The sequence below is a fragment of the Citrobacter sp. RHB20-C16 genome (assembly GCF_013890155.1).
GTDB lineage: Bacteria > Pseudomonadota > Gammaproteobacteria > Enterobacterales > Enterobacteriaceae > Citrobacter_A > Citrobacter_A amalonaticus.
This window is the reverse complement of sequence record NZ_CP057630.1, coordinates 1593738-1615840: the sequence shown is the minus strand read 5'-3', so window position 1 is coordinate 1615840 and position 22103 is coordinate 1593738. Positions and strand designations below refer to the sequence as shown.

The 22103-nt window shown below is 52.2% G+C and carries 24 protein-coding genes; 17 read left to right on the top strand and 7 right to left on the bottom strand.

All coding sequences use genetic code 11. From position 1 onward, the window contains the following. Window positions 1–642, top strand: a complete 642-nt coding sequence (gene nadD, locus HVX64_RS07735; RefSeq protein ID WP_080343225.1) for a nicotinate-nucleotide adenylyltransferase — start codon at window positions 1–3, stop codon at window positions 640–642. Here nadD and cobD read toward each other — a convergent pair. Beyond that, window positions 617–1702, bottom strand: a complete 1086-nt coding sequence (gene cobD, locus HVX64_RS07730) for a threonine-phosphate decarboxylase CobD (protein WP_043001421.1) — start codon at window positions 1700–1702, stop codon at window positions 617–619. The two genes, nadD and cobD, sit on opposite strands and share 26 nt — an antisense overlap. A gap of 97 nt (window positions 1703–1799) precedes the next feature. Here cobD and HVX64_RS07725 point away from each other — a divergent pair, with 97 nt between their 5' ends. From HVX64_RS07725 to lipA, 11 genes are all read left to right on the top strand, one after another. Beyond that, a complete protein-coding gene (locus tag HVX64_RS07725) occupies window positions 1800–2411 on the top strand; it encodes an adenosylcobalamin/alpha-ribazole phosphatase (RefSeq protein WP_181825372.1) in 612 nt (203 codons plus the stop codon). Window positions 2412–2669: 258 nt separating this feature from the next. After that, a complete protein-coding gene (rsfS, locus tag HVX64_RS07715; protein ID WP_012904988.1) occupies window positions 2670–2987 on the top strand; it encodes a ribosome silencing factor in 318 nt (105 codons plus the stop codon). Between the two features lie 3 nt (window positions 2988–2990). After that, window positions 2991–3458 carry a 23S rRNA (pseudouridine(1915)-N(3))-methyltransferase RlmH gene (gene rlmH, locus HVX64_RS07710; protein ID WP_003022725.1) on the top strand — a complete coding sequence of 156 codons (468 nt, stop codon included), beginning with the start codon at window positions 2991–2993 and terminating at the stop codon, window positions 3456–3458. Between the two features lie 29 nt (window positions 3459–3487). Further along, on the top strand, window positions 3488–5389 hold the full coding sequence (mrdA, locus tag HVX64_RS07705; RefSeq protein ID WP_043001424.1) for a peptidoglycan DD-transpeptidase MrdA: 1902 nt from the start codon (window positions 3488–3490) through the stop codon (window positions 5387–5389). Window positions 5390–5391: 2 nt separating this feature from the next. After that, entirely contained in the window at window positions 5392–6504 is a 1113-nt protein-coding gene (mrdB, locus tag HVX64_RS07700) for a peptidoglycan glycosyltransferase MrdB (RefSeq protein WP_043001425.1), read from the top strand. 10 nt (window positions 6505–6514) lie between these two features. Next, window positions 6515–7630, top strand: coding sequence for an endolytic peptidoglycan transglycosylase RlpA (gene rlpA, locus HVX64_RS07695; protein WP_043001426.1), 1116 nt, complete (start codon window positions 6515–6517; stop codon window positions 7628–7630). 148 nt (window positions 7631–7778) lie between these two features. Further along, window positions 7779–8990 carry a D-alanyl-D-alanine carboxypeptidase DacA gene (gene dacA / locus HVX64_RS07690; RefSeq protein ID WP_043001427.1) on the top strand — a complete coding sequence of 404 codons (1212 nt, stop codon included), beginning with the start codon at window positions 7779–7781 and terminating at the stop codon, window positions 8988–8990. Window positions 8991–9097: 107 nt separating this feature from the next. Next, complete coding sequence (ybeD, locus tag HVX64_RS07685) at window positions 9098–9361, top strand: DUF493 family protein YbeD (protein ID WP_042320704.1); 264 nt, start codon at window positions 9098–9100, stop codon at window positions 9359–9361. Window positions 9362–9463: 102 nt separating this feature from the next. Further along, on the top strand, window positions 9464–10105 hold the full coding sequence (gene lipB / locus HVX64_RS07680) for a lipoyl(octanoyl) transferase LipB (protein ID WP_044256602.1): 642 nt from the start codon (window positions 9464–9466) through the stop codon (window positions 10103–10105). Window positions 10106–10403: 298 nt separating this feature from the next. Further along, window positions 10404–11357 carry a YbeF family transcriptional regulator gene (locus HVX64_RS07675; RefSeq protein ID WP_044256603.1) on the top strand — a complete coding sequence of 318 codons (954 nt, stop codon included), beginning with the start codon at window positions 10404–10406 and terminating at the stop codon, window positions 11355–11357. 208 nt (window positions 11358–11565) lie between these two features. After that, a complete protein-coding gene (lipA, locus tag HVX64_RS07670; RefSeq protein WP_042320707.1) occupies window positions 11566–12531 on the top strand; it encodes a lipoyl synthase in 966 nt (321 codons plus the stop codon). 97 nt (window positions 12532–12628) lie between these two features. Here the strand turns inward: lipA and tatE are convergent, their stop codons facing one another. Both tatE and HVX64_RS07660 read right to left on the bottom strand, forming a co-directional pair. Then, the gene (gene tatE, locus HVX64_RS07665; protein ID WP_043001430.1) at window positions 12629–12832 is read right to left on the bottom strand and encodes a twin-arginine translocase subunit TatE; all 204 of its coding nucleotides are present in this window, start codon (window positions 12830–12832) and stop codon (window positions 12629–12631) included. 129 nt (window positions 12833–12961) lie between these two features. After that, on the bottom strand, window positions 12962–13750 hold the full coding sequence (locus HVX64_RS07660) for a deaminated glutathione amidase (RefSeq protein ID WP_044256605.1): 789 nt from the start codon (window positions 13748–13750) through the stop codon (window positions 12962–12964). Between the two features lie 90 nt (window positions 13751–13840). Here HVX64_RS07660 and crcB point away from each other — a divergent pair, with 90 nt between their 5' ends. Then, window positions 13841–14224: a fluoride efflux transporter CrcB gene (gene crcB / locus HVX64_RS07655; protein WP_043001432.1), complete on the top strand. Its 384-nt coding sequence runs from the start codon at window positions 13841–13843 to the stop codon at window positions 14222–14224. Between the two features lie 53 nt (window positions 14225–14277). On the opposite strand, the gene cspE is transcribed toward crcB, so the two are convergent. Further along, entirely contained in the window at window positions 14278–14487 is a 210-nt protein-coding gene (gene cspE / locus HVX64_RS07650; protein ID WP_000034826.1) for a transcription antiterminator/RNA stability regulator CspE, read from the bottom strand. Between the two features lie 173 nt (window positions 14488–14660). Beyond that, window positions 14661–15239, bottom strand: coding sequence for a lipid IV(A) palmitoyltransferase PagP (gene pagP, locus HVX64_RS07645; protein ID WP_043001433.1), 579 nt, complete (start codon window positions 15237–15239; stop codon window positions 14661–14663). Window positions 15240–15685: 446 nt separating this feature from the next. On the opposite strand from pagP, the gene dcuC reads away from it, so the two are divergent. Beyond that, entirely contained in the window at window positions 15686–17071 is a 1386-nt protein-coding gene (gene dcuC, locus HVX64_RS07640; RefSeq protein WP_043001434.1) for an anaerobic C4-dicarboxylate transporter DcuC, read from the top strand. Window positions 17072–17127: 56 nt separating this feature from the next. On the opposite strand, the gene dpiA is transcribed toward dcuC, so the two are convergent. Together dpiA and dpiB are read right to left on the bottom strand one after the other, a co-directional pair. Beyond that, window positions 17128–17805, bottom strand: coding sequence for a two-component response regulator DpiA (gene dpiA, locus HVX64_RS07635; protein WP_043001435.1), 678 nt, complete (start codon window positions 17803–17805; stop codon window positions 17128–17130). Continuing rightward, on the bottom strand, window positions 17774–19435 hold the full coding sequence (gene dpiB / locus HVX64_RS07630) for a sensor histidine kinase DpiB (RefSeq protein WP_043001436.1): 1662 nt from the start codon (window positions 19433–19435) through the stop codon (window positions 17774–17776). The genes dpiA and dpiB overlap by 32 nt, the downstream gene beginning before the upstream one ends. Window positions 19436–19824: 389 nt before the next feature. Here dpiB and citC point away from each other — a divergent pair, with 389 nt between their 5' ends. Genes citC through citE form a run of 3 tightly spaced genes read left to right on the top strand, consistent with a single transcriptional unit; the run spans window position 19825 to window position 22099 of the window. Beyond that, entirely contained in the window at window positions 19825–20901 is a 1077-nt protein-coding gene (gene citC / locus HVX64_RS07625) for a [citrate (pro-3S)-lyase] ligase (protein ID WP_044256608.1), read from the top strand. Continuing rightward, window positions 20898–21194 (top strand): citrate lyase acyl carrier protein, encoded by a 297-nt coding sequence (gene citD / locus HVX64_RS07620; RefSeq protein WP_044256610.1) that lies wholly within the window; start codon window positions 20898–20900, stop codon window positions 21192–21194. Before citC ends, citD begins: the two co-directional genes overlap by 4 nt. Further along, window positions 21191–22099, top strand: a complete 909-nt coding sequence (gene citE / locus HVX64_RS07615; protein WP_044256612.1) for a citrate (pro-3S)-lyase subunit beta — start codon at window positions 21191–21193, stop codon at window positions 22097–22099. The genes citD and citE overlap by 4 nt, the downstream gene beginning before the upstream one ends. Window positions 22100–22103: the final 4 nt, after the last annotated feature.

The window sequence follows — 22103 nt, the reverse complement described above, 5'->3', positions numbered from 1 at the left end:
ATGAAATCGTTACAGGCACTCTTTGGCGGCACCTTTGATCCGGTGCACTATGGTCACCTCAAACCCGTGGAAACGCTGGCCAATCTGATTGGTTTATCACGGGTCATCGTGATGCCTAATAATGTTCCCCCTCATCGCCCGCAGCCAGAGGCGACGAGTGAACAGCGCAAAACTATGCTTGAACTGGCAATTGCCGACAAGCCGTTGTTTATCCTTGATGAGCGCGAACTAAAGCACGACACCCCTTCCTATACGGCGCAAACGCTAAAGGCCTGGCGTGAAGAGCAAGGTCCAGATGCCCCACTGGCGTTTATCATCGGCCAGGACTCGTTGCTGACCTTCCCGACCTGGCACGACTACGAAACCATTCTCGACAATACCCATCTGATTGTCTGCCGCCGTCCGGGCTATCCGCTTGAAATGGCGCAGGAACAGCATCAGCATTGGCTGGATCAACATCTGACGAATACGCCGGACGATCTGCACCAGCTACCGGCAGGGAAAATTTATCTCGCCGAGACGCCGTGGTTCAATATTTCCGCCACGATCATCCGCGAGCGGCTGGAAAACGGCGAACCGTGTGATGATCTGATGCCGCACGCGGTGCTGGACTATATCAATGAGCATGGACTGTATCGCTAAGTACTTCGGTTAACGCCGCCAGCAGGCGGTTGTTCTCTTCCTGACTGCGTATTGCCACGCGGAAATAGCGTCCATCAAGACCTGGGTAATTGGCGCAACTGCGGATCAGAATATGTCGCGTCAGCAAAGCGCGCTGGAGATCGGTTTCGCAACGCAGCAGAAGATAATTCGCCTGACCGGGATAGACCGTCAGTCCCGACAGCGCACACAGCTGCTGATAAAAACGTCCGCCCTCTTCCCGCAACCACTGCCATGTCGCCTGTTGATACGCGGTATCCTCCAGCACCTGTTCCCCTGCCAGTGCAGCAAAAGCGTTGATCGACCACGGCATCTGGCGCGCCCTCATCGCCGCGACCGCCTGCACATCGCTGTTAAGGAGATATCCCAGCCGCAGTCCCGGGATGGCATAGAATTTTGTCAGTGAACGCAGAACCCAGATATGCGGGTTATCCTTTAACAGCGGAATAAATCCCGCTTCGTCTGCGATAAAATCGATAAATGCTTCATCAAGAATCAGCGCAATATTTAGCGCCTGACAGCGCCCGGCAATCGCCTCGAGTAACGCCCGCTCCGGCAGTAATCCGGTGGGATTGTTAGGCGTGCACAAAAACAGACAGTCCAGTTCTGCCGTTAACGCATCAAGAATCGCCCCGGTCAGTTGCCAGCCATCCTCTTCACGCAGCATGAACGTATCAATCGCGCATTCGCTCCACTGCAACGCGCGGCGGTATTCGGCAAATCCCGGCGCGACGATCATCGCTCGCCGCGGTTTCAAACCGTTCACCAGAGTAAAGATCGACTCCGTCTCACCGTTTCCGGCGAGGATCCATTCGACGGGAACCTGATGATGTCGGGCCAGTGCCTGATGCAGATGGCGGTAATCGACGTCAGGATAGCGCTCGGCAAGGTGTAAATTGTCGACAATGGCGCGTTTTACCGTTTCAGGCATACCCAGTGGATTAATATTCGCGCTAAAATCCAGCAACTTCTCGGGCGAGATCCCGAGAAACTCAGCCGCCTCACGGATATTACCGCCGTGGGCGCTTTGGAATAGAGACATCGTGCCGCTCCTGGCAAAAGAGGCTATTTTAGAGAAATTAGCGCGCGCATTCAGGGCGAATATCATGTTTTGCGCGAATACGTATCACGAGGGATAAATGCGACTCTGGTTAGTTCGTCATGGTGAAACCGAGGCTAATGTGGCGGGATTGTACAGCGGTCATGCCCCCACACCGTTGACCGGGCGCGGCGTGGCGCAAGCGCAAACGCTGAATACACTGCTTCGCCAGGTTCCCTTTAAGCAGGTGCTGTGTAGCGAACTGGAGCGCGCGCAGCACACGGCGCGCTTAGTGCTTCAGGGACGTGAACTGCCGCTACAGGTGAAGCCTGAGCTCAATGAGATGTTTTTTGGTGACTGGGAGATGCGTCATCACCAGGATCTGGCCCGCGAAGATGCCGAAAACTACGCGGCCTGGTGCAACGACTGGCAAAATGCCGTTCCCACCAATGGGGAAGGATTTCAGGCTTTCGCCCAGCGCGTTGAGCAGGCAATTTCGATCCTCGCTGACTATCAGCACCATGATCATGTGCTGATAGTCAGCCATCAGGGTGTTCTCAGCCTGTTAATCGCCCGGTTGCTTGCCATGCCCGCCGCGGCGATGTGGCATTTTCGCGTTGAGCAAGGCTGCTGGAGTGCCGTTGATTTTACTGGCGATTTTGCCACGCTTCGGGTTCTCAACAGCAGAGCGATATGGACGCCCGGCGAGTAAAATATCTGTTTTTTACTGCCAGCAACGCTCCGCCCATTGACACCCCCGGACAGGCTGCTATTCTCCGCTGCCAGACTTTTCCCGCCCTTCAGCGTTTTGCAGAAATTGTTTTACAAAAATGGCGATGCATTCTGTTGCATGGGGTGGGATGATAGCCCACTTTCCAAAGTCGCCCGGTGACATTTGTCCCGAAAAGCCGGTGGGTTCAGGTATACTGACAGGCTTATTAATACTCATTCATGCACCCAGGGGGAAAACTTGCAGGGTAAAGCACTCCAGGATTTTGTTATCGACAAAATTGATGACCTTAAAGGTCAGGACATCATCGCCTTAGACGTTCAGGGCAAATCCAGTATCACCGACTGCATGATCATCTGTACCGGTACTTCCAGCCGTCACGTTATGTCTATTGCTGACCACGTTGTGCAGGAATCTCGCGCTGCGGGAATGCTGCCGCTGGGCGTGGAAGGTGAGAGCGTCGCCGACTGGATCGTCGTTGACCTGGGTGAAGTGATTGTCCACGTTATGCAGGAAGAGAGCCGTCGCCTGTATGAGCTGGAAAAACTCTGGAGTTAATGCGTGAAGCTTCAACTTGTCGCGGTAGGCACGAAAATGCCCGACTGGGTACAAACCGGTTTTACCGAGTACCTGCGGCGTTTTCCCAAAGACATGCCTTTTGAGCTGATCGAAATTCCGGCCGGCAAACGCGGCAAGAACGCGGATATCAAGCGTATTCTCGACAAAGAGGGTGAGCAGATGCTGGCTGCCGCTGGCAAAAATCGCATCGTCACCCTGGATATTCCCGGTAAGCCCTGGGACACGCCGCAACTGGCGACCGAACTGGAACGCTGGAAACTGGACGGTCGTGATGTCAGCCTGTTAATTGGCGGGCCGGAAGGATTATCCCCTGCCTGCAAAGCCGCGGCAGAACAAAGTTGGTCGCTCTCTGCACTCACGCTTCCCCATCCGCTTGTCCGGGTGCTGGTGGCAGAGAGCCTGTATCGGGCGTGGAGCATTACCACTAATCACCCTTATCACCGTGAGTGATCATTGAGCTTGAGTAGACTAAGCAGCGGATGAAATTACAGAATTCTTTTCGCGACTATACGGCTGAGTCCGCGCTATTTGTGCGCCGGGCGCTGGTCGCTTTTTTGGGTATCTTACTGCTCACCGGCGTGCTTATCGCCAATCTGTATAACTTGCAGATCGTCCGTTTTACCGATTACCAGACTCGCTCGAATGAGAACCGGATTAAGCTGGTGCCTATCGCCCCCAGCCGCGGCATTATTTATGACCGTAATGGCATTCCTCTCGCCCTGAACCGCACCATTTATCAGGTCGAAATGATGCCCGAGAAGGTTGATAACGTGCAGCAAACGCTGGATGCCCTGCGCAGCGTTGTCGATCTGACCGATGACGATATTGCCGCCTTCAAGAAAGAGCGCGCACGTTCCCACCGCTTTACCTCTATTCCCGTCAAAACCAACCTCACCGAAGTACAGGTTGCGCGTTTTGCCGTGAACCAGTACCGCTTCCCGGGTGTGGAAGTGAAAGGGTATAAGCGCCGGTTCTACCCATACGGTTCCGCACTTACCCACGTCATTGGCTACGTGTCGAAGATTAACGATAAAGACGTTGAGCGACTGGATAAAGACGGCAAACTGGCCAACTACGCCGCGACGCATGACATCGGGAAACTGGGGATTGAGCGCTACTACGAAGATGTGCTGCACGGTCAAACCGGCTACGAGGAAGTCGAGGTCAACAACCGTGGTCGCGTCATCCGTCAGCTCAAAGAAGTCCCCCCACAGGCCGGACACGACATCTACCTGACGCTGGATCTCAAACTTCAGCAGTATATCGAGACGCTGCTTGCCGGTAGCCGCGCGGCCGTGGTGGTCACCGACCCGCGCACCGGCGGCGTGCTGGCGCTGGTTTCGATGCCCAGTTACGACCCGAACCTGTTCGTCGATGGTATCTCCAGTAAAGACTATTCCGGTTTGCTTAACGATCCGAACACGCCGCTGGTCAACCGCGCAACGCAGGGGGTTTATCCACCTGCGTCGACGGTGAAACCGTATGTCGCGGTGTCTGCATTAAGCGCCGGCGTTATCACCCGTAATACCAGCCTGTTTGACCCTGGCTGGTGGCAGTTGCCCGGCTCGGAAAAACGCTACCGTGACTGGAAGAAATGGGGTCACGGACACCTGAACATTACTAAATCACTGGAAGAATCGGCGGATACCTTCTTCTATCAGGTCGCCTATGACATGGGGATCGATCGCCTCTCCGAGTGGATGGGCAAATTCGGTTACGGTCACTATACCGGTATCGACCTGGCGGAAGAGCGTTCCGGCAACATGCCTACCCGCGAATGGAAGCTCAAACGCTTTAAAAAACCCTGGTATCAGGGCGATACCATTCCGGTCGGCATCGGTCAGGGCTACTGGACGGCAACGCCGATTCAGATGAGTAAGGCGCTGATGATCCTGATTAATGACGGCGTCGTGAAGGTGCCTCATCTGCTGATGAGTACCGCAGAAAACGGCAAGAAGGTTCCCTGGGTACAACCGCAGGAGCCACCGGTCGGCGATATTCATTCTGGTTATTGGGAACTGGCGAAAGACGGCATGTATGGCGTCGCCAACCGTGGCAACGGGACCGCGCATAAATATTTTGCCAGCGCGCCATATAAAATTGCCGCTAAATCCGGTACCGCACAGGTCTTTGGCCTGAAAGCCAATGAAACCTATAACGCGCATAAAATTGCCGAGCGTCTGCGTGACCATAAACTGATGACCGCATTTGCACCGTATAACAACCCGCAGGTGGCCGTCGCCATCATCCTGGAAAACGGGGGGGCGGGTCCGGCGGTGGGGACCATTATGCGTCAGATTCTTGACCACATCATGTTGGGCGATAACAACACCGATCTGCCAGCGGAAAACCCGGCGGTTGCAGCGGCGGAGGATCAATAACCATGACGGATAATCCGAACAAAAAAACATTCTGGGATAAAATCCATATTGATCCCACCATGTTACTGATTTTGCTGGCGCTGTTGGTTTACAGCTCACTGGTTATCTGGAGCGCCAGCGGCCAGGACATTGGCATGATGGAGCGTAAAGTCGGTCAGATTACGATGGGGCTGGTGATCATGGTGGTCATGGCGCAGATCCCGCCGCGCGTCTATGAAGGTTGGGCGCCGTATCTCTATATTTTCTGTATTATTCTGCTGGTGGCGGTCGATGCATTCGGGGCAATATCCAAAGGCGCGCAGCGTTGGCTGGATCTCGGCATTGTACGTTTTCAGCCTTCTGAAATCGCCAAAATCGCGGTTCCTCTGATGGTCGCACGCTTTATCAACCGCGACGTCTGTCCGCCGTCCCTGAAGAACACGGCCATCGCGCTGGTGCTGATTTTTATGCCGACGCTGTTGGTGGCGGCACAGCCTGACCTCGGGACCTCGATTCTGGTCGCGCTTTCCGGCCTGTTCGTGCTGTTCCTCTCGGGTCTGAGCTGGCGTTTAATTGGCGTCGCTGTGCTGCTGCTCGCGGCGTTCATTCCGATCCTGTGGTTCTTCCTGATGCACGATTATCAGCGTCAGCGTGTAATGATGTTACTCGACCCGGAAACCGACCCGTTGGGTGCCGGTTACCACATCATTCAGTCTAAAATTGCGATTGGTTCCGGCGGTCTGAGCGGTAAGGGATGGTTACACGGTACCCAGTCGCAACTGGAATTTTTACCCGAACGCCACACCGACTTTATCTTCGCTGTCCTGGCGGAAGAGCTGGGTCTGATTGGGATACTGATCCTGCTGGCGCTGTATATACTGCTGATTATGCGTGGCCTGTGGATCGCCGCCCACGCACAAACCACCTTTGGTCGCGTGATGGCTGGTGGCTTAATGTTGATTTTATTCGTTTATGTCTTCGTTAATATTGGTATGGTGAGTGGGATTCTGCCTGTTGTAGGCGTTCCGCTTCCGTTGGTCAGTTACGGAGGCTCAGCACTGATCGTGTTGATGGCCGGGTTCGGGATTGTCATGTCGATCCACACCCACAGAAAAATGTTATCGAAAAGCGTGTAAGGGGTGCGCAATGCGTAAGCAGTTGCCTGGAGTCTGCGTCGTAGCAGGAATTATGCTGCTCGCGGCATGTACGAGTGATGATGGTCAGCAACAGAACACCGTCGCGCCGCAGCCGGCGGTATGTAATGGGCCCGTCGTTGAAATCAGCGGAGCCGATCCGCGTTTTGAACCTCTCAACCCGAGCGCTAATCAGGATTATCAGCGAGACGGGAAGAGCTACAAGATAGTGCAGGATGTCTCGCGCTTTAGTCAGGCAGGGTTCGCGGCGATCTACGATGCCGAGCCCGGTAGCAATCTGACCGCCTCAGGCGAAGCGTTCGATCCTATGCAGCTCACCGCTGCGCATCCGACGTTACCGATCCCGAGCTATGCGCGGATCACTAACCTCGCCAATGGACGGATGATCGTGGTGCGCATTAACGATCGAGGTCCCTATGGCAACGATCGCGTGATTTCGCTGTCGCGTGCCGCTGCCGACCGTCTGAACACCTCCAATAACACCAAAGTGCGTATCGACCCAATTATTGTCGCACAGGATGGTTCATTGTCTGGTCCGGGTATGGCCTGTACCACCGTGGCCAAACAGACTTATGCCCTGCCCTCACGTCCGGATCTGAGCGGCGGCATGGGCAGCGCCTCCTCCGCACCGGAAGCGATGCAGCCTCAGGGTGACGTTCGCGCCATCAGCAATTCCACCTTGCAAAGTGAAGATAATGCCGGCGCACCGGTTCAGAGTAGTGGGTTCCTGGGTGCCCCGACGACTCTGGCAGCAGGTGTACTGGAAGGCAGTGAACCGACGCCAGCGCCACAGCCCGCGGCTGCAGCTCCCGTTAGCGCACCAGTCAGTGCACCGGCAGCAACACCCGCTGCGACGGCTGCGCCTGCCGCCGCTTCGGCCAGCGGCAGTTACGTAGTCCAGGTCGGCGCGGTGAGCGATCAGGGGCGTGCCCAACAATATCAACAGCGCTTAGGCCAGCAGTTTGGCGTACCTGGACGCGTCACGCAGAACGGCGCCGTGTGGCGTATTCAGCTCGGGCCGTTCGCCAGTAAAGCACAAGCCAGTGCGCTGCAGCAGCGCTTACAATCTGAAGCCCAATTACAGTCCTTCATTACCGGCGCACAGTAACGTAACAAGGGCATCTGAAGTGTCAGTTTCTGTAAATGACGTTAACTACGTTAACAAAGTCATGCGGAAAGTCAGATGCCTGCCGGTATTGCATTTGCTATAGTAGGGCACTTTTTTTAATTCCATCACGGACGTCGTAGTTCAGACCATGAAGACCACTTTTTCCGCTCGTTTCCTGCAGCGCATGGCGCTCACCACGGCTCTTTGTACAGCCGCTATTTCAGGCGCGCATGCCGATGACCTGAATATCAAAACCATGATCCCGGGTGTTCCGCAGATCGACGCGGAGTCTTACATCCTCATTGACTATAACTCCGGTAAAGTGCTGGCCGAACAAAACGCCGATACGCGTCGCGACCCGGCCAGTCTGACCAAAATGATGACCAGTTACGTTATCGGTCAGGCAATGAAAGCGGGCAAATTTAAAGAAACGGATCTGGTCACTATCGGTAATGATGCCTGGGCCACGGGTAATCCGGTCTTTAAAGGCTCATCGCTGATGTTCCTGAAGCCAGGCATGCAGGTTCCGGTATCGCAACTGATTCGCGGGATTAACCTGCAGTCTGGTAATGACGCCTGCGTCGCGATGGCTGACTTTGCGGCGGGCAGTCAGGATGCGTTTGTCGGTCTGATGAACAGCTATGTGAATGCGCTGGGTCTGAAAAATACCCATTTCCAGACGGTTCACGGTCTGGATGCCGACGGTCAGTACAGTTCCGCTCGTGATATGGCGCTGATTGGACAAGCGCTAATCCGCGACGTTCCTAACGAATATTCCGTCTATAAAGAGAAAGAGTTCACCTTTAACGGCATCCGTCAGTTGAACCGTAACGGTTTGCTGTGGGACAACAGCCTGAAAGTAGATGGCATCAAGACTGGTCATACCGATAAAGCAGGCTACAACCTGGTGGCCTCGGCGACCGAAGGTCAGATGCGTTTGATCTCCGCGGTCATGGGCGGGCGTACCTATAAAGGACGTGAAACGGAAAGCAAAAAACTGCTGACCTGGGGTTTCCGTTTCTTCGAAACGGTTAACCCGCTGAAAGCAGGCAAAGAATTCGCCTCTGAACCGTCCTGGTTTGGTGATACCGATCGCGCCTCCTTAGGGGTTGATAAAGATGTGTATCTGACCATTCCGCGTGGCCGTATGAAAGACCTGAAAGCCAGCTATGTACTGAACAGCACGGAGCTGCATGCGCCGCTGCAGAAAAATCAGGTGGTCGGTACCATCAACTTCCAGCTTGACGGTAAAACCATTGAGCAGCGCCCTCTGGTCGTGCTGCAGGAAATCCCGGAAGGTAACTTCTTCAGCAAAATCATTGATTACATTAAGTTAATGTTCCATCACTGGTTTGGTTAAAAATTGAACACTTGAAAGTGTGATTTCCATCCCCATATACTAAGCATCAGTAAAACTCCCGCCCTCTGGCGGGAGTTGTTATTTATTTACGTTACGCCGGAGCTGACATGAAAACCAAACTTAACGAACTGCTTGAATTCCCTACTCCTTTTACTTACAAAGTTATGGGGCAGGCGTTACCTGAGCTGGTTGAACAGGTGGTTGAAGTGGTACAGCGCCATGCGCCAGGTGATTACTCTCCGACGGTAAAACCCAGCAGCAAAGGCAATTACCACTCGGTCTCGATTACCATCAACGCGACCCATATTGAGCAGGTTGAAACGCTGTACGAAGAACTCGGTAACATCGAAATCGTCCGTATGGTTCTGTAATACAGGTTCGGGCCCCGACCATGTTCGGGCGCCCACCTCGCCTCCTCTTCACTGTGATATACTTCCCTCCCCCATTGATTACTTCTCTACGGAGATGCTGTTTTGTCTCAGGATAAAATACTGGTCCGCCAGCTCGGTCTTCAACCCTACGAACCCGTCTCCCAGGCCATGCACGACTTTACCAACACCCGCGATGAACAGACTCCCGATGAAATCTGGCTGGTTGAGCACTATCCGGTTTTCACCCAGGGTCAGGCAGGGAAAGCGGAACATGTTTTAATGCCCGGCGATATTCCGGTCATTCAAAGCGATCGCGGTGGGCAGGTCACTTACCATGGGCCAGGTCAACAGGTTATGTACGTTTTGTTGAACCTGAAGCGACGTAAACTGGGCGTGCGGGAATTGATCACGTTGCTGGAACAGACTGTCGTGAATACTCTGGCTGAACTGGATATTGACGCTCACCCGCGTGCAGATGCCCCTGGCGTTTATGTCGGTGAAAAGAAAATATGTTCCCTCGGTTTGCGTATTCGTCGCGGTTGCTCATTCCATGGACTGGCATTAAACGTTAATATGGATCTCTCGCCTTTCTTACGAATTAATCCCTGCGGTTATGCCGGCATGGAAATGGCAAAAATATCTCAATGGGATAGCCAGGTCACGACAGATAATATCCAACCACGATTATTAGCCAATATTTTAGCACTGCTAAATAATCCCCCTTACGAATATATTTCCGCTTAACTTATTGAATGCAATGGCCCAAAAAATCGGGGGCCATTGTCACCCTTCCGGCTCAAATGCTTTACAATGTCTCCTGGTTTCTATATTTTCTGTTTGTCTTAGTTTGAATTTTTAACGAGTTTTCTCCGTCATAAAAAACGACGTAGGATTTTTCTTTATACGAACGTTAAACCTTCAATCCATTGCTATAAAAAGGTTATCGATACCGCGAGATGAACAATAGTGGTGCAAAACGCATGCTTACAACAAATACAAGCATCACTATTATTTATAAAGTGAATTAAATTGGAGTTAGAACGTGAGTGAAAATAGTAAGCCGAAAGGACATTTCTACGAACACCGACCCGAAGATAAGCCGCAAATTTTCAGAACGCTGAGAAATATAGACCTGAACCTGCTGACTATTTTTGAAGCCGTTTATGTTCATAAAGGAATCGTCAACGCCGCGAAAGTTCTCAATCTGACTCCTTCAGCGATCAGCCAGTCCATTCAGAAACTGCGCACAATATTTCCCGATCCCCTGTTTATTCGAAAAGGCCAGGGCGTGACGCCCACGACTTATGCCACCCATCTGCATGAGTATATCAGCCAGGGGCTGGAATCCATTCTCGGCGCGCTGGATCTCACCGGCAGCTACGATAAACAACGGACGATAACTATCGGGACCACTCCGTCTATCGGCGCGCTGGTCATGCCGACAATTTATCACGCCATCAAAACGAGCCATCCACAACTGCATCTGCGTAACATTCCCGTCCATGATGCCGAAACGCAACTCAGTCAGTTTCAGAGTGATTTGATTATTGATAACCACATCTACAGCAACCGCGCAGTAGAGAACCATGTTCTGTTTTCTGACAAAATCGAACTGGTCTGCCGCCAGAATCACCCTTCCCTGACGCGTACCCTGACCCCTGAAGCCCTCGATGACGCTGAACATAGTCTGCTGATGATCGAAGGACAAAGCTTCACGCTCCTGCGCCAACGTATCCAGGAATTGTTCCCCGATCGGCAAATCAGCTTTAGCAGCTACAATATTTTCACGCTGGCATCACTCATTGCTCACAGCGATCTGGTGGGTATTATGCCCGCGCGCTTCTTCACGCTGTTCAGCCACTGCTGGCCGCTTCAGCGGATCCCCCATCCATCCCTGAACCATGAGAAAATCGACTTCTCACTGCACTACAACAAGCTGAGCTTACGCGATCCGGTACTGGAGAACGTCATCGCAGTGATCCGCGACGCCTTCTGAAAAAGAAATGTTGCGACCCGGTCAAAACTGATGCCAGGCAAATGGCACAAAACAACAACTATTTTACATTTTGCCGGTCACTCAGGCTGCTTTCAGGCCCGTTTAAATGATATACTGCGTGTAGTGAATTCAAAAATAGTTGATAAATACAACATTCCCTTGAATCGAAACGCTTTCCCTCGTTATTCGCAACTGGAACACGCACGCTATGAGTAAACCCATTGTGATGGAACGCGGTGTTAAATACCGCGATGCCGATAAGATGGCCCTTATCCCGGTCAAAAATGTGGCAACAGAGCGCGAAGCCCTGCTGCGCAAGCCGGAATGGATGAAAATTAAGCTTCCAGCGGACTCCACTCGTATCCAGGGCATCAAAGCAGCAATGCGTAAGAATGGCCTGCATTCTGTTTGTGAAGAAGCCTCTTGCCCAAACCTGGCGGAGTGTTTCAACCACGGTACCGCCACGTTTATGATCCTCGGCGCTATTTGTACCCGTCGCTGCCCGTTCTGTGATGTGGCCCACGGCCGCCCTGTGGCGCCGGACGCCAACGAACCGGTTAAGCTGGCACAAACGATTGCCGACATGGCCCTGCGCTATGTCGTTATCACCTCAGTTGACCGTGATGACCTGCGTGACGGTGGCGCTCAGCACTTTGCCGATTGCATTACCGCTATTCGTGAGAAAAGTCCTACGATTAAGATTGAAACGCTGGTCCCCGACTTCCGCGGTCGTATGGATCGTGCCCTGGAGATTCTGACCGCCACTCCGCCGGACGTTTTCAACCATAACCTTGAGAACGTGCCGCGCATTTATCGTCAGGTTCGCCCGGGCGCTGACTACAACTGGTCGCTCAAATTACTGGAACGCTTTAAAGAAGCGCATCCGGAGATCCCGACCAAATCCGGTCTGATGGTGGGTCTCGGTGAGACGAATGCGGAAATCATTGAAGTGATGCGCGATCTGCGTCGTCACGGCGTGACTATGCTGACGCTGGGACAGTATCTGCAGCCGAGCCGTCACCACCTGCCCGTTCAGCGCTATGTCAGCCCGGACGAATTTGAAGAGATGAAAGCGGAAGCCATGGCGATGGGCTTTACCCATGCGGCCTGCGGACCGTTCGTCCGTTCGTCTTACCATGCTGACCTGCAGGCGAAAGGGATGGAAGTGAAGTAATTTCGAAATAAATACTTACATTTCGCCTATAAAAAACCCGCTTAATCGCGGGTTTTTTCTCATCAGGGTAAAACGGACAGGCATTTAGCTCCGGGTATTACTCTTTATGAGAGAGTTTCTCAGCCTGAATGCTGCCGTCTGCGTCTTTTTTCGCGCCCGCATCTTCATCATTCATCGCTTTTTTGAACCCCTTAATCGCCGTGCCCAGGTCTCCACCCAGTGTACGTAACTTCTTGGTACCAAACAGCAGAACGACCAGTGCGGCCACCACCAGCAGTTTGGTAATACTAATCTCACCCATAGATACCTTCTTAACTTAAAACAGGCAGCGTAGCGCGCCCTTAGTAACCTGAGAATATTAACGGTCATTTGACGCGCGCACACAATAGCAATCTGTAACAAGGTGAATCAAGCAGTGTTTAAAAAAACGTCATGATAATTGCGGTGGCACAAATCTGCGGTTGCGTAATACCGGTAATTGCGTCCGTACCTGGCGAATTCGCTCAGCGGTGATCTCCGCCATGATAAGCGTCGGGACGTCTGCTGCAGCCGCAATCGTCACACCAAGGGGATCGATAATACGACTCTGCCCGATATTTTTGTTACCACACTCCCCTGCGGCAATCATATAGCAGGTGGTATCGAGCGCGCGGGCAGCCAGTAGTGTCGACCAGTGATGTTCCTTCAGCGCCCCTCTGACCCATGCCGCCGGTAGCACCAGCACTTCAGCGCCCTGCAACGCAAGCGCCATCGACAGTTCAGGAAAACGCAGATCGTAGCAGGTCATCAGCCCCACTCTGAGTCCATCCACGTCAAGCAGCGGTGCGATTACGTTACCCGCATCAACATTGCGGGACTCCTGAATGGAGAAAGCATCATAGAGGTGTAGCTTGGCGTAGCTTGCCACAATTTTCCCCCCACGCAGCGCCACCAGCGTGTTTACCGCACGACCGGGACGCGAAGGAACGTGAACAGTGAGAATAGTGGTCATCGTATTCGACGCGCTTTCCCGCAACAGTTGTTGCAGGAAATCCCCCTCGAGAGACTGGGCGGATTTCACCGACAGGTCGGGATCCGTATCGTCTCGCGCCAGTAATGCCTCAGGCAGAACCAGCAATGACGCGCCGTTTCCCGCCGCCTGCGACATGAGCATGACGCAGGTCTCTGCGTTTTTTTCCCACACAGGACTGACGGCAAATTGCCCTGCAGCAACTAGCATAATTCCTCCGGTCAGGTTTATCAGGCTCGCCAACGATGATTATTCAGCGTTACACTTATCTTATATACCAACCAAAAGCAGGATTATGCAGTGTTACAACTTCTTTTAGCGGTTTTTATTGGCGGTGGCACAGGAAGTGTAGCGAGATGGATGCTCAGTATGCGGTTTAACCCCATGCATCAGGCGATTCCGATAGGAACCCTGACCGCAAATTTACTGGGTGCATTCATCATTGGTGTGGGACTGGCATGGTTTAGTCGAATGACTAATATCGATCCAGTATGGAAAGTCTTGATCACAACCGGCTTTTGTGGCGGCCTGACAACCTTCTCTACCTTTTCGGCGGAAGTGGTCTTTTTGCTGCAGGAAGGTCGGGTGGGCTGGGCAATGCTAAATGTGTTAGTCAACCTGTTGGGATCATTTGCGATGACGGCGTTAGCATTCTGGCTATTTTCCGCCTCCAGCGCGCACTAAAGACCAAAAAAAACCCGCTAATAAGCGGGTTTTGAAATCTTGCTGACGTAAGCTTACAGAGCAGTTACGTTTGCAGCAGAAGGGCCTTTGGCACCGTTAGTGATTTCGAACTCTACACGCTGACCTTCAGCCAGAGTTTTAAAACCATTGGTCTGGATTGCAGAGAAGTGTACGAACACGTCTTTGCTGCCATCTTCCGGAGTAATGAAACCGAATCCTTTGGACTCATTAAACCACTTAACGTTACCTTTAATCTTAGACATCAAAATTACCTTTACATGAAAAATAGACACAAATGCTGTGTCGGGTACCAGTACACCAATTGTGGTTCACTTTGTCCAGTCGAACTTTGGCAAAAAGTGATAAATGTCGCGTTATTTTTTGACACTATCTTATATCACTTTGTTTTATATGAATTTTATTGCCATTAAACAGTTCAAAACTGAAAACGCATCCACGCAAAGTATACGTTACCGTTGTTATAAGTACCGGGGATATAGGTCATCTGAAACGTTGCCGGACCGTAACCGATGGAAGCCAGCGGCAGCAGGACAGGAAGAGGAATATAGTTCCAGTTATCACGCGCCGTCACTCCGGCGGTAAAACCTAACCCCAGGTGGAAATTGTCATCCGGCAGAGGTCGCCAGGTGCTCTCCCAGCCATAACCACCGATCGGCTCCCATTTATTCCATGAATCTTTGAAAGCCATGATATAAAGGCCGTGCCAGTTTCCCTTTTCATCCCAGCGCGACTGGCCAAAACCACCGCCCCACGGACGCTCGTTATAACGATCGGTTTTTTCTTTGTCATAGGCAAAACGCGCATGCCAGGTTATCGCGGGAATATATAAATCATAGTGCTCAGGTTGCTGCCAGGTTTCGGCAACATTGTCTGTAAAGGTATTAAACCACCCTTTTTCTTCTGCCACTGCACGCGGCAGCATCGCTAACTGAATAAAAAGAAATGAAAAAAGGAGAAAATATTTTTTAGCTGTACTCACAACGTTTATTACCATTCTTAAGTTCAGTCTTGATTATACCAAAAATAACTTGAATGAAACCTTAACAGCGGCAATGCTGACCTGAATCAGATTGTTCTAAGATTTTGAATGCTGCAATTAAACCCTATCTTTTGCAGTATTATTTATCGCTGAATTATCAGTCAGATATTGTATGCTTTTCACTCTCTTACGTTGAAAGCACTCTTTCGCCGCCACTCATTAACAACAGCGCTGCATAAACAAAACAAAAATGAAACAATAAGGAATTTTCCTGGAGACTGGAAAATTAAATATTTCACCTTCATCACGGCAACGAAAAAAATAGCCGCCGACCGACGGTTAATCGTTCTGTTTATTGATTTTAATCAGCAAGTAGCAAACACTTATTCGGCACATTTTTACACCAACTTATTGGTATTATCTTAATTTCACTTCTGGGTGTCTACGCGACAGGGGAAACAATGTTGACATTTATCGAACTCCTTATTGGAGTTGTGGTTATTGTGGGTGTAGCGCGCTACATCATTAAAGGGTATTCGGCAACCGGCGTGCTCTTTGTTGGCGGTCTGGTGCTGCTGATTATCAGCGCCCTGATGGGCCATAAAGTGCTGCCTTCCAGCGAGACCACGACGGGTTATTCCGCGACGGATATCGTTGAATACATCAAGATCCTGCTGATGAGCCGTGGTGGCGACCTTGGCATGATGATCATGATGCTCTGCGGATTTGCCGCTTATATGACCCACATCGGCGCGAACGATATGGTCGTGAAACTGGCGTCGAAGCCTTTGCAGTACATCAATTCACCTTATTTGTTGATGATTGCCGCCTATTTTGTTGCCTGTCTGATGTCCCTGGCAGTGTCATCCGCTACCGGACTCGGCGTATTGTTGATGGCGACGCTTTTCCCGATCATGGTCAACGTAGGAATCAGCCGCGGTGCCGCGGCGGCCATTTGCGCCTCGCCTGCCGCAATTATCCTTTCCCCTACCTCCGGTGACGTCGTGCTGGCTGCCAAAGCAGCCGAAATGCCACTGATCGATTTTGCCTTTAAAACCACACTGCCGATCTCCATTGCGGCAATCATCGGAATGGCGATAGCCCACTATTTCTGGCAACGTTATCTGGATAAAAAAGAGAACGCGGCCCACGAAATGCTGGACGTAAATGAAATCACCACCACGGCGCCGGCGTTCTACGCCATTCTGCCATTTACGCCGATTATCGGAGTGCTGATTTTTGATGGTAAGTGGGGACCGCAATTGCACATCATTACGATTCTGGTGCTCTGTATGCTTATTGCGGCAGTGCTGGAGTTCGTCCGGGGTTTCAACACCCAGAAAGTGTATTCAGGTCTGGAAGTGGCGTATCGCGGTATGGCCGATGCGTTTGCGAACGTGGTGATGCTGTTAGTTGCGGCGGGTGTTTTCGCACAGGGTCTGAGCACGATTGGCTTCATCCAGAGCCTGATCTCCATCGCCACTTCGTTTGGCTCAGCGAGCATCATTTTGATGCTGGTACTGGTGATTCTGACCATGCTGGCAGCGATGACCACCGGTTCCGGTAACGCGCCGTTCTACGCTTTCGTGGAAATGATTCCTAAGCTGGCACAATCATCGGGTATCAACCCGGCGTATCTGTCGATTCCGATGCTACAGGCATCCAACCTGGGCCGTACGATCTCCCCGGTCTCCGGCGTGGTCGTGGCGGTAGCCGGGATGGCAAAAATCTCGCCTTTTGAAGTGGTAAAACGCACCTCCGTACCGGTCATGGTCGGGCTGTTGATCGTTATCATTGCGACCGAAGTGATGGTGCCGGGTACCTCTTCCGCAGTAACGGGAGGCTGATTCAGAACCCTTGCCGGATGAGGGCGCGCTATGTCTCATCCGGCCATACGCCGCCATTAACCGTGGTAAATTCGCTGCGGTCTCCCCACCTTGCCGTGCACAATTTCCGCAATAACCAAATGCCGACTGGCACAATATTCGAGGTACCGTCTGGCGGTCGTACGGCTGATGGTCAGCGCCTGCGCGACGGTTTCGGCGGTGTGCTGTACCTGAGGATCAGCAAACAGCTTTTTAACCGCATTCAACGTTAACGCATCAATCCCGGTGGGCAGCTCATCTTTCGGCTCGCCTCGCGCATAGGCATTAAACATCTCATCAATTTGTCGCTGACTGGCGCTGTCGTTTTCTGCCAGCATCCGTCTGCGCTGTTGGTAACGGGTGAGCGTCTGCCCCAGACGCTCATAGGCGATAGGTTTGATCAAATAATCAAACGCCCCGCTGCGTACCGCGTCGGCCACCGTTTCCATATCGCTGGCCGCCGTGGTAAAAACCACCCCGCCGGGATAATGCGACGCCGTCAGCTCATGCAGCAGCGTGATCCCCTTCCCGTCCGGAAGGTAGTTATCCAGTAAAATGAGGCCCGGTTTAAACCGTTCAATCATCATTCTCGCCTGCGCCAGATTACCGGCTAACCAGATCTGATTAAAACCGGGAATATGGCGGATGTACTCTGCATGCATCTCGGCAAGCAGCATTTCATCTTCAACGATTAATAGGGTTAATGGTTCCGTCATTGTTCTTTTTCACTTTCGGAATAAAAAGAGAGAATAAGGTGCCGCAGGGATCGTTATCTTCCAGAGTAATCGTTCCACCACAGCGCCCCACATAACTTGCAATCAGGTACAGTCCGATGCCGTGCTCACCCGGCTCATCGGAACGGGTGCTTACACCCTGTTCGAATATTTTTTCACGCAGTGCCTCAGGGACGCCGCATCCCTGGTCGGCCACTTCTATCACCACATCATCGCCTTCATCGCTCAGATACAGTTCCACGACCTTATTCCCCTGCTCGGTACGCAAACTGGCGTCAAACGCGTTGTCGAGAAGATTTCCGACAATCGCCGCAAATTCGGTACTGTCCAGCCCTTCCGGCAACTGCTGAAGCTGACTGCCAGGAACGATCGTCATTTTGAGCCCCAGTTCGCGCGCGCGCTGAACCTTACCAAACAGCAGGCCCGCCACCTGGCGATCGGCAAACGCCTCGCGCAGGCTATCAATCAACTGTTGCTGCGCCTGCGATTCCCCCTGCACCATCTCCCTGACCCGATCGTACTCTTTCATTTGCAACAGGCCATTGAGCGTTGACATCCAGTTTAGATGCTCATGGCGCAACGTTCGCAGACTCTCCACATATTGCTTAATCTGTGTCAGTTGCGCGTTCAGGGTGGCGATCTCATCTTTGCTGCGAAAGCTGATAATCGCGCCCAGCAACTCATCCCCTGAACGGATCGCCTCACGGTTGGCAATAACGCTCAGACCATTGAAGTTGACCATCGCGTCCACACGCCTTTCGGCAATCTGTTCGGTAAAGAAATCGGATGGGTTAACCACCTCATGAATCGGTTTGCCCAACCATTGTCGACCTGGCGAACGCAGGCCGAGCATCTTTCTCGCACTACGGTTAATGGCCGTAATATAGCCGTCGGGATCCACGGCAATCAGCCCTTCATAAACAGAACTGAACAGCGCTTCCTGCTGACGAACTACCCGGGCAATTTGCTTCGGTTCCATCCCCATCATCTGACGGCGAATATGAGCGGCAAAAAACCAGGAAAGCAACATCAGTACCACCAGCAGCAAAACAAACACGCCGGCCATCGGTAGAATGAAGTCCAGCCGCCAGCTGTCAATTTTGCTGACCAGATAACCGATGGAGACCACGCCAATAACGTTGCCGTCATCATCAAAGATTGGCGTTTTCGCCCGCATTGCCAGGCCGATGGAGCCCGTCCCGGTAATGAAATAGCTTTCTCCCCTCTCCAGCGCGCCAGGCTTGGTAAACTGCATCGGGTAGCCAATTTTCTCCGGGTTAGGATGATAAAGCCGGATAGAGTGACTATCGCCGATCACCACATAGTCAAAATCAGTATCGCTCTGCAGTTTTCCGGCAATGGTTGCCAGCCGTTTGTAATCGCGATCCTTCACCGCCGCAATGATGCTGTCGTTGGCGGCAATAATCTTCGCCTGGTTCATCGCCATATCGCGAACGTGCGTACTCAAGTAATCTTCAAAGCTCGCGGAAAAATACTGTGCCAGCGCGGCAATAATGAACACCGAAAAAACGAGAATAAGCAGAAAAATGCGCAACGGAAATGCCAGTCGGCGAAAAAAAGAAAACGGCTTTTTATTTTTTTGAACCAACATGACGGTTCCTTAATGGGCATAATTCGGTAAAAGCCGCCAGCATATGTAATGAAATTGTTTTATACAGACAGGCAGCAAATAAAGACAATCGTTACAGATTCACCACATTAAATCAATTAAGTCATTTAACACCACGTCACAATCTGTAATAAGAATAATTAAAAAACTTAAAACCATTAAACTCATAAAAACCATCTAAGTGTTTGTGAAATAAATCAAAATTTACCTCGAAAATACTCCTTACGATGTATGCATTCCGGAAAAAAAGAAATAGGTCGTTGCAAAATCGTCTTTTTCCCGGAATGAAAACAAAACGTTATAAAATCGTATTTCCGTACAACATACATACAAAACCGGCAACAATAATATATCTTCAGGACTTATCCACTATGTTTGGTAATAATGTGTTCACGCGAGTCAAACGCTCAGAAAATATAAAGATGGCGGCGATCACGCAATTCCTGAAAGAAAATGATCTGAGCGTCGATACCACCGTTGAAGTTTTTATTACCGTGACTCGTGATGAAAAAATCATCGCCTGCGGCGGTATCGCCGGAAATATCATCAAGTGTGTGGCCATTAGTGAATCGGTACGCGGCGAGGGGTTAGCGCTCACGCTGGCGACAGAACTTATCAATCTCGCCTACGAAAGGCACTGCACGCATCTCTTCATTTATACCAAAACTGAGTATGAATCGTTGTTCCGCCAGTGCGGATTTTCAACGCTGACCCGCGTTCCCGGCATCATGGTGCTAATGGAAAACAGCACCACACGTCTGAAACGCTATGCAGAGTCATTAAGCAAACTGCGTCATGACGGCAAGAAAATCGGCTGCATCGTGATGAATGCCAATCCGTTCACCAATGGACACCGCTATTTAATCCAACAGGCGGCAGCGCAGTGCGACTGGCTTCATCTGTTCCTGGTGAAAGAAGATACCTCCCGTTTCCCGTATGAAGACCGACTCGACCTGGTGCTCAAAGGCACCGCAGACATCCCGCACCTCACTGTTCATCGCGGGTCGGAATACATCATTTCGCGCGCCACGTTCCCGTGTTACTTCATTAAAGAACAAAGCGTCATCAACCATTGCTACACCGAAATCGATTTAAAAATTTTTCGTCAGTATCTGGCACCTGCGCTGGGGATCACCCATCGCTTTGTCGGTACGGAACCGTTTTGCGGCGTAACCGCCCAGTATAACCACGACATGCGTTTCTGGCTGGAAACGCCGACTCTTCCCGCCCCGCCCATTGAACTGGTGGAAATCGAGCGACTGTGTTTCCAGGGGACGCCGATCTCTGCGTCTCTGGTGCGCAAACTGCTCGTGAAAAAAGATCTCACGGCTATCGCGTCGCTGGTGCCTTCAGCCACTTTGCACTACCTGCAAAGCATGCCTGAGCGCACACCCGCTCACGCGACAGTCCGCCAAAAGACCCCCGCATTAGTAACAGGTGAAAAATGAAAATAAACCAGGCTGCCGTCGCAGGCACACTTGAGTCCGGTGATGTGATGATACGCATCGCCCCTCTCGATACGCAGGAGATTGACCTGCAGATCAACAGCAGCGTTGAGAAACAGTTTGGCGAGGCCATTCGCGCCACCATTCTGGAGGTTCTGACGCAGTATGACGTGCGCGGCGTGCAATTGAATGTCGATGATAAAGGCGCACTGGACTGCATTTTACGTGCACGACTGGAAGCATTACTGGCGCGCGCCAGCGGTATCCCGGCCCTGCCCTGGGAGGATCGCCAATGATTTCCGCTTCTCTGCAACAGCGCAAAACGCGCACTCGCCGCAGCATGCTGTTTGTTCCCGGCGCCAATGCCGCGATGGTCAGCAACTCGTTTATCTATCCGGCAGATGCCCTGATGTTTGACCTGGAAGACTCCGTCGCGCTGCGTGAAAAAGACACCGCTCGTCGTCTGGTCTACCACGCACTGCAGCATCCGCTGTATCGCGACGTCGAAACCATCGTGCGCGTTAACGCACTGGATTCCGAATGGGGGATCAACGATCTGGAAGCCGTCGTTCGCGGCGGCGCTGACGTAGTTCGTCTGCCGAAAACCGATACCGCTCAGGATGTTATCGATATCGAAAGCGAAATTCTGCGCATTGAAAAAGCCTGCGGTCGCGAGCCGGGCAGCACGGGTCTGCTGGCCGCCATCGAGTCACCGTTAGGCATCACTCGCGCCGTGGAAATCGCCCACGCCTCTGAACGTCTGATCGGGATCGCGCTGGGCGCGGAAGACTATGTACGCAACCTGCGCACGGAACGTTCGCCGGAGGGGACTGAATTACTGTTTGCCCGTTGTTCTATTTTGCAGGCCGCGCGCTCTGCCGGGATTCAGGCCTTCGATACCGTCTATTCCGATGCCAACAACGAAGCGGGCTTCCTGCACGAAGCCGCCCACATCAAACAGCTGGGTTTTGACGGCAAATCGCTGATCAACCCTCGCCAGATTGACCTGCTGCACAACCTGTATGCCCCGACGCAAAAAGAAGTGACGCACGCGCGTCTGGTCGTGGAAGCCGCAGAAGCCGCCGCCCGTGAAGGCCTCGGGGTGGTCTCCCTGAACGGCAAGATGGTCGACAGCCCGGTGATCGAGCGCGCACGTCTGGTGCTCTCCCGTGCAGAACTTTCCGGCATCCGCGAAGAATAAGGCA